We start from the raw sequence: 12,132 nt of genomic DNA, 5'->3' as shown, positions 1-12,132 counted from the left end.
TTCCTGTTCTGTATCTGTGGAAGCGGGGGAAGTCCTAGAAGGCGGGAGCTACGTCACCGCTCGGCCAGGTTTCTTCGATGTACTGCTTGACCTCGGGGGAGTGCAGCAGCTCCTCGAGCTTGGCGATGCGTGCATCACCCTCGGAGGAGGTGTTCCAGGCGAGGAAGTTCGCATACGGGTTGCTTTCGACGGACTCCACAATGAGGGCGTTCTCCGTGCTGAGACCGGCGTCCAGAATGTAGTTTCCGTTGATGATGGCAAGATCTACGGTCGGATCCTGCAGATCATTGAGCAGCAACTCCGGCTGATTCTCGATGAACTCGAGACCCTTGGGATTCTGCTCCTCGGTCAGCGACAGGACGGAGGCCTCTGCTTCGATGTTCTCCAGCAGGCCGGCTTCCTGCAGGAGCGTGAGGGCGCGCGCCTGGTTGGAGGGGTCATTGGTGATGGCTACGCGACCCCCGTCGGGGATAGCCGCGACGTCGTTGTGCTTTTCGGAGAAGGCAGCGTAGGGCTCGATGTGCACGCCCTCACCATGGGCGAACTCATAGCCTTGGCTCTCGACCTGGCTCTCGAAGTAGGGCAGGTGCTGGAAGTAGTTGGCATCCAGGTCGCCTTCGCTCAGCGCGATGTTGGGAGTGGTGTAGTCGTCGAACTCCTGGATCTCGAGCTCAATGCCGCTGCCTTCGGCCAGGTTGTCACGTACGAACTCCAGAATCTGGGCGTGGGGTACCGGGCTCGCGCCTACGGTAACCGTAGCCGGGCTGGCGGGATCGAGGGTTTCGACGGCGGCGGCCGGAGCGCTGTCGCCCGCTCCGCACGCTGAGAGGGCAAGAAGAGCGGCCAGTCCGGCGGCTGCCAGCGAAAACTGCTTACGCATGTTCAGTGCGTTCCTTTCGTAGTACCGGCGGCCGGGGTTATCCGGGCGCCGGGTTCAAGACGGCTGGCGGCTACCGGCCGTCGTCGGCCGCGCCTGAAAAGCGCGGCAAGTTGTGGGTCAGTGTCAGACTCCGACGACGTTCGCGGCTTCTGCGCGACGGGCCTGTCTGCTGCGGCGGGCACCGGCCGTGGCCGCTGTTCGGTGGTCCACCCGCTGGGCAAGCCGGTCCCCGATGAACTGAATGATCTGCACAATCGCGACAATGATCACGATAATGACCACCATCACTGTGGTGTCGAACCGCTGCAGGCCATAGTTATAGGCCAGTCTGCCCAGACCTCCGCCACCGATGATTCCTGCCATGGCTGAGTACCCCACGAGAGCGACGAGGGTTGTCGTGAAAGCAGCAATCAAGGACGGAAGGGCCTCGGCGATCATGACCTTGGTGATCACCTGGAGACGGGTGGAACCCATGACAAGGGCGGCGTCAATCTTGCCTGGCGTGACGTCACGCAGGCTCGTCTCCACAAGACGGGCAAAGAACGGGATGGCTCCGATACTCAGCGATACTGACGCAGCAACGGGACCGATCGAGGATCCGGTCAGGAGGCGGGCCAGCGGAATCAGGGACACCATGAGGATCGCGAAGGGAATTGACCGCGTGATGTTCACAACCACATCGCTCACAACGCGGTTTGTCACCGGCATGGGACGCAGGCCTCCCGGGCTGCTGGTATGCAGAAAAACACCGAGCGGAAGTCCGATCAGCAGCGTGAAAAATCCCGAGATACCGATCATTTGGAGAGTCGCGAGGAACTCCTCCGGCAGCGCTTCTGTAATTCCAGGGTTCTCGAAAAGATTGTCGAGGAAATTCATGCCGCAACCTCCACGTGCACGCCGGCGTCTTCGAGATAGGCGGTGATTTCGCTGATAGGCCTCGGGGAATCAACTTCAACGCGTAGCCTGCCGAAACGGGAGCCTGCGAGTGTCTCCACCGTTCCTGCGATGACGTTCACACTGGCATCAAAGCGCCGGGTCAGTTCGGAGAGGACCGGCGCTGAAGCGCTCCTTCCGACCAGCAACAGGTCCAGCTCGGGTAGAGACTGATTCACGGCGGTGGAGGGCAGCGGCATCAGGGATTTGCCCAGGGAGCCGGTGCGGTTACCGACAACGTCCTGAAGGGGACCGTGCTCGATGATGCGGCCGCGCTCAAGCAGGGACACCGAATCGCAGATCCGCTTCACCACGTGCATCTCATGCGTGATGACCAGGACCGTCAGGTTCAGCGTGTGGGTGAGGTTGCGAATGAGCGTGAGGATGTCCTCAGTGGTGGCGGGGTCGAGCGCCGAGGTGGGCTCGTCGCACAGCAGCACGTCCGGATCCGAAGCCAGCGCCCGGGCGATTCCTACGCGCTGCTTTTGGCCGCCGGAGAGCTGGGAGGGGTAGGCGTCTGCGAATTCTGCGAGGCCGACCAGGGAGAGCAATTCGCCGACCTTCCGGGCGATCTCCCCCTTTGGGGTCTTCACCAGCTCCAGGGGATGTGCAACATTCTGGGAGGCCGTCCTCGAGTCCATGAGGTTGGCATGCTGGAAGACCATGCCGATACGACGCCTGGCTGTCCGGACTTCGGAATCCTTGACGCGCGTAAGGTCCCGGCCGTCAATGACGACTGAGCCGGACGAAGGGCGGTCAAGAAGGGTCAGGCACCGGACGAGAGTTGATTTGCCTGCGCCCGAGTGTCCCACAATGCCGTGGATTGAACCTTTGGGCACTGAAAGGGTGACATCGTCCAGAGCCGTGATGGTTCGCTCGCCCTGGCGGTAGGTTTTGCGCAGGTTGGTGACTGTAATCATTGGTCCTCATGCTGTGTGGGGCTCCGCAGGATCGGCTGCGGATCCCCTGCTCCGGCGAGCAGGGAAGAAGTATTGTCAGCGCGCCGTTCGGGAGGAAGCGGCAGCCGGGGCCGCCGGGGAACCGGCCGTGGCAGGCGCGCATCGATGCTCTGCAATTCTGGCACGTGTGAAAGATCCGGCTGAAATTTAGTGCTGAGGATCACTGATAAGGCATTGTCGTCGTAATTTATGCCCGTTTCGTCGAAGATTGTGCGGCTTCTAGGTGGTGGCTGAGTCAGCCTGGGCGCCGGTATTCCGTTTGCACTCACGAGGCGATCGCCGGCCACTGGCCCTCCACCACTGCATCCGGATTGCTGCGGCGGAGGTATTCCTGGAAACTTTCGGCCTGCCGGAGCGCCCAGGTCATCTGGAACTCATGCAGCTCCGAGGCAGGTTTGCGCAGGTGCGGGAACCGCTCCGCCAGGACCGCGGCCACGCCGAGAGTCGCCAGGACATCGGCGGCCGAAGTATGCGCGTTCTCCAACGGGACGCCGTAATGCGCGCACATGGCGGTGAGAGTTCTTTTTCCCGGCCGGAAGCGGTCTGCGTGCTTGTCCATCACGTACGGGTCCAGCACCGGAAACGGGTTGGGTGTTCCAACACCATGGCGCACACCCTCACGTGCGAGGACCGTGAAGTCATAGCGCGCGTTGAAAGCAAGCACCGGAATTCGGTCCCGGAAGAACCCGAGGAGGACGGCTGCAATCTGGCTCACTACGAGGGAGGCAGGGGACCCGTACGCTTGCGCCGTCTGGCTGGCAATGCCATGGACGGCAGTGGCCTCGGGTGGAATGTCCACCCCGGGATCGGCCAGCCACTCATGATGCTCCTGAACCTCGCCGCGGCCATCGACGAGGATGATCGAGGCCGTCACGATACGTGCGGTGAGGGGATCGCGGCCGGTTGTTTCAAGATCGAAGGCCGCCCGGGGACACATGTGCCAGCTGTTCATGGCTCCGACGCTATCCGGGGGCTCTGACATTTCCGTTTCTGCTGTTCGTCGGCACCCGGGAGCCGTCCAGGCTGCTGTTCGCTTGTCGATAGTCTGGGTTGGTGCACGAGAAAGGTCTGGACTATGACGAGGCGGTCCTCGACGTCGTCAGCCTGATTCCCTCAGGGAAGGTGCTGACGTATGGCGATATCGCCGTGATCCTTGAAAAGGGCGGCCCGCGTCAGGTTGGAGCGGTCATGTCGCGCGGAGGCGCCGATGTTCCGTGGTGGCGCGTTCTCCGCGCTGACGGTAAGCCGCCGCTGGGGTTGGAAGCTACCGCAGTCGGCCACTATCTGGACGAATCAACGGCGTTGCGGCCCGTGGCCGAACGGAGTCGGGAGGCGGGCGGTTCCGCCGGGTGCCGGGTCGATGTGCAGAAGTCCCGCTGGAATCCCGGGCCGGCAGAGCAGGCCGCGCTTCAGCGCATCCGTGCCGACTTTCACGCTGCGGTTCCAACCTGGGACGAGAGTCCACCCGAATTGTCGGAGCCGGATGATGGGCTGTAAGCATGAGTAGCTCTCCGCGCGTCGACGCAGTTCGCCTACCCGCCGCTGGCCTGCGGTTGCCGGCCAATGCCGGGCAGGCACTGCCCACCCCGGTCCTCAGCGCCGAACAACAGGAGGTGCTGGCCCTGGGCCCGGGAGAGGGCCCGGTGCTTGTCCTTGGCGGTCCGGGAACCGGCAAGACGCAGCTGTTGGTGGAGACCGCGGTCAGCCGGGTTCTGGACTCAAAGGTGGAACCTCACCGGATCCTCATCATGGCGCCCACCAGGATGGCCACAGCACGCCTTCGGGATGAGGTCACTTCCCGTCTGGACCGCAGCGTAAGCGCGCCGCCGGCACGTACCTGGTCGTCCTACGCCTTCGACCTCATCCGTCGAGCCCGCGTGGCAGGGCTGCTGCCCGAGCTGACCCGTTCTCCCCGGCTGCTTTCCGGCGCTGAACAGGACCTGATCATCAAGGAACTCCTGGAGGGCCATCGCCTATCGGGTCAGCTGGAGGCGCGATGGCCTCCGGGATTACGGCTCGCTCTTGGAACAAGAGGTTTCAGGCAGGAGATTAGGGAGCTCTTTGACCGTGTGAGCGAGTTCAGTGTGCATGCTGAAGAGCTTGCTGACTTCGGGCGCAGGTTTGATCGACCCGAATGGGTCGCCGCAGCAGCCCTCTACAGTGAGTACCGGGACATTCTGGACCTCCGGATGCCGGAGGCTTTTGATCCCGCCGGAATCCTGACCGCCGCGCGGGGCATCCTTGAAACCAATCCCGGATTCTGCGTTGAGGAACGCAGTAAATATTCCCTGATCCTGATCGATGATTATCAGGAGTCCAACACGGCCATGCACGCGCTGTGCGGCGTTCTTGCCGAGGGAAAAGATGCTTTGATTACCTCCTGCCCCGACACCGCAGTACAGGGCTTCCGTGGTGCCCGTCCAGAGCTTGCCGCGCGGTTGCACGAGGTGCTTGGTGGGGTCCGCACCGTGCAGTTGACCACCTCCCACCGCCTGTCCGGGATGCTTGCATCGGGCTGGGCATCGATTGCGGCGAGGACGCCTGTGAGCGGAACGCCTGTGGGCTACCGAAGGCTGACAGAGCCAGGTGAAGCCGCTGCAGTCAAGGCACAGGCCGATGCTGACACTCCAACAGCCGGAACTCTCTCCGTTCACGTGGTTGACTCTGGTTTCCATGAGCAGCGCTACGTTGCGCAACGGATTCTGGAGGCACATGTTGATGACGGGCGGAGCTTTGACCAGATCGCCGTTATCACCAGGACGGGCACGCAGGTTACTGAGCTTCAGCGGTACCTCGCGGGCCAGGACATCCCCGTCAGCGTCCCGCCGGCCGAGCGTGCTATCCGCGATGAACCGGCAGTCCGGCCATTGCTTGACATCCTCGCCGCCGTGACGGGAGTGAGAGAGCTTGATGCGGAATTGGCCGTTTCACTCATGACATCCCGGATCGGCGGGGCCGGGCCGCTTGAGATTCGCCGCCTGCGTCAACTGCTGAGGCAGGAGGAACGGCTGGAAGGGGGAGCAAGGAACTCTGACCAGCTGATTGTCGATCTTCTGGCTGAGGCTTCGTTTGATGACCCCAGGGCGCAACTCCGCCCGGTCCGGCGGCTGCATGGGATGCTGAGCGCTGGTCGTGACGCGTTGCAGGATGAGGCGAGTACGCCTGAAACAGTGCTGTGGGCGGTGTGGTCCGCATCCAGGCTCTCCTCCCGATGGGAAGAGGCTGCAGTCCAACAGGGAGCGTCAGCGGCACGCGCGGACCGGGATCTCGATGCCGTTGTTGCACTGTTTCAGACGGCCGAGCGTTACGTGGACCAGATGCCGGGGGCACCCACAACCGGTTTCCTGGAGTACCTGCTGAGCCAGGAGCTTCCAATGGACACGCTCGCAGCACGCGCCCAGAAAGGAGCCGCCGTCGCGGTCATGACACCGGCCGCTGCGGCCGGCCGCCAATGGCCGGTAGTGATCGTGGCTGGCGTACAGGAGGGGGTATGGCCCAATCTCAGGGTCAGGGGAGAGCTGCTGGGCTCAGGTGATTTGGTTGCGCTTCTGGAGCATGGCCGGGACTTCCGGTATCACCGTGATCCGCTTTCCCTGATGCAGTTGACTCGGGCCGACGAACTGCGAAGTTTTTCGACCGCGATCAGCCGTGCGTCCGAAGAGTTGGTCTGCGTGGCGGTTTCGTCGGAAGATCAGCAGCCTTCTTCCTTCCTGGAAATCCTCGACCCGCTTCCGCCCGGTACTTACGAGCGCCCCCGAACGGAGGTGAAGCGTCCGCTGACCCTGCGTGCGCTCGTTGCAGAGCTGCGGAAGTACGCCCAGCAACCTGAACGAAATGCCGACACCGCTGCCGAAGCCGTCCGGCACCTCGGAAGGATGATGCTCCACGAGCCGCGGGTTCCGGGTGCAGATCCCGCACAGTGGTGGGGCCTGTCGGCGCTCTCTACGTTGGATCCGGTCATTCCCCCTGATGCCGTCATACCGGTCTCACCCTCGAAGGTGGAGGCGGTACTGGCCTCACCTCTGAACTGGTTTGTCTCGGCGGCTGGAGGAGAACGGCCCACTGACTTCGCCAGGTCACTGGGGACGCTCGTCCACTCCATCGCACAGGACATGCCGGACGCCACGGGAAACCAATACGTCGCGGAACTGGCCCGCCGCTGGCCCGCCCTCGGTATGAAGGACACCTGGGAAACCAAGGCGGACCTCCGGCGTGCCGAGGAAATGGTGAGGAAGCTCGGCGCTTACCTCGTGGAGATGAGAAAGTCCGGCCGCACATTGGCCGGCACTGAGGTGAGCTTCAGCGTTGACCTGCCGGTGATTGTTGAAGGCGGAGAGCGGCAGGCGCGCCTCCGCGGGCAGATCGACCGCCTCGAAACTACCCATGATGGCGGACTATTCATTGTGGATCTCAAGACCGGGAGGAAAGCCCCAAAGGATTTCGATATGCCGGCCCACCCGCAGCTTGCCGCGTATCAGGTCGCTGCCAGTGCGGGCGGGCTCGCCGACAATCCCGGAATGGTTGCAGAACCCGCGGAAATACAGACGCTAGGGGGAGCCGCGCTCGTGCACCTTGGCACAAGTGCCAAGTCCCCCAAGGTTCAGGATCAGCCCGCCCTCGGGCCAGAGGACTCCTGGCCGCAGGAGATGATTCAGCAGGCTGCTGGACTGATGTCTGCGGCTGAATTTGAAACCGTCCACGACCCCAGCCGGTCAGCGTACGGCGGCGCCGGGTGCCGGCTGCCGGAGATTTGCCCGCTGTGCGTTGAGGGAAGGCAGGTAACCGAATGAGCCTGGAAGCGGCACACCTCCGGGCGACTGATACTGCGTCGGCGGATACTGCGTCAATGTACTCCGCGGAAGCATTGGCTCAGCTCCTTGCCGGCGGGACCAGCGCGGACATCCTGTACCCGACCGGAGAGCAGACCCGCATCATCGAAGCTCCGCTTCAGCCTCTGCTGGTGATCGCCGGGGCAGGGTCCGGAAAGACCAAGACCATGGCCGACCGCGTGGTGTGGCTCGTTGCAAACGGTCTGGTTCGGCCTGATCAAATCCTGGGCGTCACCTTCACCCGTAAGGCGGCCGGTGAGCTCGCTGCCCGCATCCGGCAACAACTTCAGGCGTTGTACCGTGCCCAGGGAGAGAGCACTCTTGAGTCAGGGGAGGACCGCCTGGAACCCACCATCTCCACCTATCACTCCTACGCCAATGGAATCGTGCAGGACTACGGTCTACGCCTCGGCGTGGAGCGCGATGCCGTCATGCTTGGCACGGCGCAGTCCTGGCAGCTGGCAGGCAGAATCGTTGAATCCTACCGGGGCCCATGGGAACACCTGTCGGCGGCGAGGACAACGCTGACCGGAGCTGTTCTCACCATGGCTTCGGAATGTGCCGAGCACCTTGTAGACCCTGCGGCAGTGAGGATTTCACTGCTCGAGCAGATCGACTCAGTAGCGGCCCGCCCCTACCTGCTCGGAAAGCCGAAACCGTCCACGCAGGGCGCACGCGATCTGCTGAATAAACTGCGGACCCGTGTCACTGTCACTGAGCTGGTGGAACAGTACGCAGCAGCGAAAAGTCAGGGCGGGCAGCTTGATTACGGTGACCTTGTGTCGCTGGCCGCACGTATCGTCAGCGAAGTGCCGCAGGCGGTCGATGCTGAGCGGCAGAAATACGCAGTTATCCTACTCGACGAGTTTCAGGACACCTCGCATGCACAGATGGTCCTCTTCGCCAGGCTGTTCGGTGACGGCCGGTCGGTGACGGCGGTGGGAGATCCGCACCAGTCCATCTACGGGTTCCGTGGGGCATCAGCCGGTCAGCTGGGGACATTCAGGTCACGATTCCCGGTGCACACCGGTGCCCGGCTGGAGCCAGCGCCCATGGTTAATCTTTCTGTGGCGTGGCGGAACTCCACGAGCATCCTTGCGGCGGCCAATGCAGTGGCTGAACCGCTCAACGTACCGCCTCCATGGCTCGGCCCGCAGCACCAGCTGAAGGTTCCCGCTCTGTTAGCGAGGCCAAAGGCACCGCTGGGAGAGGTGTATCTTGCGCGCTACCGCAGCGAAAGCGCCGCTGCGCCGCAGGACCCATCCGCACCGGACAATCCGCAGGCCAATGAGGCGGCTGCGATGAGCCGCATCATTCAGGAGCAGCGGCGTCGGTACTTCGATCTGGACGACGACGGTCGGCCGCTGCGCCCGACCATCGCCGTTCTTTGCCGCGGGCGCCGGCAGTTCGAGCCGTTACGGCAGGAACTGCAGTCGCTGGGGATACCGGTCCAGGTCATTGGATTGGGAGGACTCCTCCGCACGCCGGAGATCATCGAGATCCTCTCAGTGCTTCGGGTCCTCGGGGATCCGGAACGGTCAGATGCGATGCTGCGGCTCCTCGCCGGAGCACGCTGGCGCCTCGGCAGCGCAGACCTGATGGCGCTCGGTGATTGGGCACGGCAACTGGCCTACGATCGGGAGCTCCGGATAAGTCAGCTCCGGGTGGGCACCGGAAAGCCTGATGCGCAGGAAGGCGCTGCCCACCAGGGCAATACCCGGGATTCAGCCGTGTCTGAGCCTGAGCAGCTGCCAACGCCAACGGAAGACGCAGAGCCGGCCAGCCTTGTTGACGCCGTTGATCACCTTCCACCAGTGGGCTGGGTATCAGGCAGCGGGCGCACTCTTTCTGAAACAGGAAGGGAGCGCCTCGTACGTCTGCGGGACGAACTGCGCGGGCTGCGCCAGTCAGTGGGAGATGACCTGCATAGCCTCATCGGTGAAATCGAGCAGACACTCCTGCTGGATATTGAGCTTGCTGCCAAGCCTGGAGTGAGCGTGCACGAGGCCAGGCGCAATCTCGACGCGTTCGCAGACGCCGTCAGCGGGTTCGTCTCGACGTCGGACCGCATTGACGTTCAAGCCTTCCTTGCCTGGCTGGAGGCCGCTGACTCTGAGGAGGATGGATTACCTGTCACAGCGCTGGAGACAAGCAGGGAAGCCGTTCAACTACTGACAGTGCACGCTGCCAAAGGTCTCGAGTGGGACGTGGTGTTGGTGCCGGGGATGAATGAGGGTTCTTTTCCGAGCGGAACCGGATCGCGCTGGAGCTCGGGAGATGCTTCGGTACCGTGGCAGCTTCGCGGCGATGCCGCAGAGCTGCCGCAGTGGGATTGGGACCAACCTGACCAGAAGTCCTGGCTTGACAGCGAAAAACTGTTCGCGGAGGACGCCCTGACCCATACTGAACGTGAGGAACGGCGGCTCGCCTACGTGGCACTTACACGGGCACGCCATGTCCTCGTCTGTTCGTCGTCGGCATGGGGAGGAGGGCGCTCCAAACCGACGGCGCCGTCCCGCTATCTGGAACGGCTGCGGGAACTCGCGGCGGCCGGTGAACCGGGATACCGGGAACTGGCCTGGATCGAAGACGTCGCTGTGGGCGCTGACAATCCCGCTCGTGCACACAGCGACAGGGCGATCTGGCCAATCGATCCCCTACGCCGGCGCCGCGGCGGAATGGAGCTGGCTGCGGCGGCTGTTCGGGCAGCGGCGGATGACCTGCGCCATGGTTCTGGCCCTGAACCGGGCACCGAAGATATTGACTTACCGGGACGCTGGAGTGATGAGGTCCGTAAGTCGCTGGCGCGGCAGCAGGGCAGACTTGCCTCCGTACCGGTTGAACTTCCCACCCATATCTCCGCCTCCCTGATGGTCGAGCTCACAGAGGATAGCGACGGCGTTGCACGGCGGTTGCGACGGCCTGTGCCACGGCGTCCGGGAACCGCCGCCCGGCGCGGAACGGCATTCCACGCGTGGATCGAAGAATTTTACGGAACAACAGGGATGCTCGATCTAGGCGAGTTTCCAGGCGCGGCCGACTCCTTCGTGGACGACGGCCTGCAGCTTGAGCAGCTTGCCGAAACGTTCCGGCAGTCGATGTGGGCGCAGCGGGTGCCGTACGGCATTGAAGTGCCCGTGGAAACACGCGTTGGGTCCGTTGTCGTCCGCGGCCGGATTGATGCGGTGTTTCAGGACGACGACGGCACCTGGGACCTCCTCGACTGGAAGACCGGGCGGCCTCCGGCGCCGGCGGACCGTGAAGCGAAAGCAATCCAGCTGGCGATCTACCGGCTGGCATGGTCTCGTCTGAAAAACGTGCCGCTCGCTGGTGTTCGGGCAGCGTTTTACTACGCAGCGGAAGATCAGCTGGTTCGGCCACACGATCTCGCGAGCAGTGAAACATTGGAAGCAATTGTGCGGAAGGCGACGAGCGCCGGGTCCGGCGGTTAGGGGCGCGGAATTATGGGGAGAGCGGAAGTTTCGAGATTTTCCGGGTCCTGTGGAGCCGCTGCGACCTCAGCGTCGTCATCCCTGCTCACGAAGTCTTCATCCCCAGCGTTGGCGGCCAGTGCGGCTTCCTCGGCGGCGAGATCGGCGGAGAGTGAGCGCATCATCTCTTCGGCTTCGCTGACCATGCCGTCGTCGCCGAGGGCCAGGCCGCGAACCATCCACTGTGCCAGCGCAAACTCCGCTGCCAGCGCGGCGCGCCGCAAGAGATGCTCGTCCGCGGCATCGGGGCGGGCGCTGACATAGGCCTCGTGCACCTCGTCGGCGAACTCGGTGTCCTGCGTTGCGGCGAGCCAGGCGAAATCATCCGCGGGGTCGCCGATGGAAAGGTCCGTCCATCCTGCCACCGCACAGACGCGGCCCGCCGCAAGGAGCAGGTTGTCTTCGTGGATGTCGCCATGGACCACGGTGGGATTGAATCGCCAGAGTGAGACATCCTCCAGCGCGTGCTCCCAGCGACGCAGCAGATCCGAGGGGATTCTGCCGGTGGTAGCGGCCTGATCCAGCTCGTTGAGCCGGCGCTGCCGTACTTCGTTCGCTTCATACGCAGGCAGGTCGGCTTCGTTGACGAGGGTCCTGGGCAGTTCGTGGACCGCAGCGATTGCGCGGCCGATTTCCCTGGCCAGTTCACGACCGCCCTTTGCGAGCTCATCGAGAGACCGCGGTGATCCTTCAATGTGGGAGTACACGAAGGTGCGAAGGTCACCGAGCCTCACGGTGCCTGCAACGTGAGGAATGAGGAACGGGAGCTCAGCACGAACAGCGGGAGTGAACGCACGCAGTACCTGCAGTTCCGTCTCCAGGCGCATGCTGGCCTCGGCGTGCCGTGGTGCGCGAACGCGCCACTGCTTGCCGGAGTCATCGATCAGTAGGGCTGACTCGAAGTCGGCGGGATCATCGGGGGCGCTGGAGACGCCGGTCGGGGCAAGGCCCGGCACGGCCGCGCTGGCAAGGGCCGCAAGTTCCATCGGTGAGCGTTTCACATCATCCACCGTAAGCGCGCGAGGTCACCGGCTCGAATG

The 12,132-nt window shown here is 63.5% G+C and carries 8 protein-coding genes; 3 read left to right on the top strand and 5 right to left on the bottom strand.

The window, feature by feature from the left end; all coding sequences use genetic code 11:
• Positions 1–34 precede the first annotated feature (34 nt).
• The 4 genes from AC1MBU_RS12925 to AC1MBU_RS12910 form a co-directional block, all read right to left on the bottom strand.
• The gene (locus tag AC1MBU_RS12925) at positions 35–880 is read right to left on the bottom strand and encodes a MetQ/NlpA family ABC transporter substrate-binding protein (protein WP_479787409.1); all 846 of its coding nucleotides are present in this window, start codon (positions 878–880) and stop codon (positions 35–37) included.
• A gap of 123 nt (positions 881–1,003) precedes the next feature.
• Positions 1,004–1,756: a methionine ABC transporter permease gene (locus AC1MBU_RS12920; RefSeq protein ID WP_479787408.1), complete on the bottom strand. Its 753-nt coding sequence runs from the start codon at positions 1,754–1,756 to the stop codon at positions 1,004–1,006.
• A complete protein-coding gene (locus AC1MBU_RS12915; RefSeq protein ID WP_277357613.1) occupies positions 1,753–2,733 on the bottom strand; it encodes a methionine ABC transporter ATP-binding protein in 981 nt (326 codons plus the stop codon). Before AC1MBU_RS12915 ends, AC1MBU_RS12920 begins: the two co-directional genes overlap by 4 nt.
• Positions 2,734–3,037: 304 nt before the next feature.
• On the bottom strand, positions 3,038–3,724 hold the full coding sequence (locus AC1MBU_RS12910) for an exonuclease domain-containing protein (protein ID WP_479787406.1): 687 nt from the start codon (positions 3,722–3,724) through the stop codon (positions 3,038–3,040).
• A gap of 101 nt (positions 3,725–3,825) precedes the next feature.
• Between AC1MBU_RS12910 and AC1MBU_RS12905 the strand changes: the two genes are divergently transcribed.
• The 3 genes from AC1MBU_RS12905 to AC1MBU_RS12895 are packed head-to-tail and all read left to right on the top strand — an operon-like array spanning position 3,826 to position 11,053.
• Complete coding sequence (locus AC1MBU_RS12905; protein WP_471671932.1) at positions 3,826–4,269, top strand: MGMT family protein; 444 nt, start codon at positions 3,826–3,828, stop codon at positions 4,267–4,269.
• A 2-nt stretch (positions 4,270–4,271) separates the two neighbouring features.
• Complete coding sequence (locus tag AC1MBU_RS12900; RefSeq protein ID WP_479787404.1) at positions 4,272–7,562, top strand: ATP-dependent helicase; 3,291 nt, start codon at positions 4,272–4,274, stop codon at positions 7,560–7,562.
• Entirely contained in the window at positions 7,559–11,053 is a 3,495-nt protein-coding gene (locus AC1MBU_RS12895) for an ATP-dependent helicase (protein ID WP_479787403.1), read from the top strand. Before AC1MBU_RS12900 ends, AC1MBU_RS12895 begins: the two co-directional genes overlap by 4 nt.
• Here the strand turns inward: AC1MBU_RS12895 and AC1MBU_RS12890 are convergent.
• Positions 11,050–12,093, bottom strand: coding sequence for a macrolide 2'-phosphotransferase (locus AC1MBU_RS12890; RefSeq protein ID WP_082566187.1), 1,044 nt, complete (start codon positions 12,091–12,093; stop codon positions 11,050–11,052). The two genes, AC1MBU_RS12895 and AC1MBU_RS12890, sit on opposite strands and share 4 nt — an antisense overlap.
• Between the last annotated feature and the right edge of the window lie 39 nt (positions 12,094–12,132).

The organism is Arthrobacter sp. PTI12, assembly GCF_056679915.1.
Note: the sequence above shows the minus strand (reverse complement) of the source record. Positions and strands in the feature narration are given on the sequence as shown.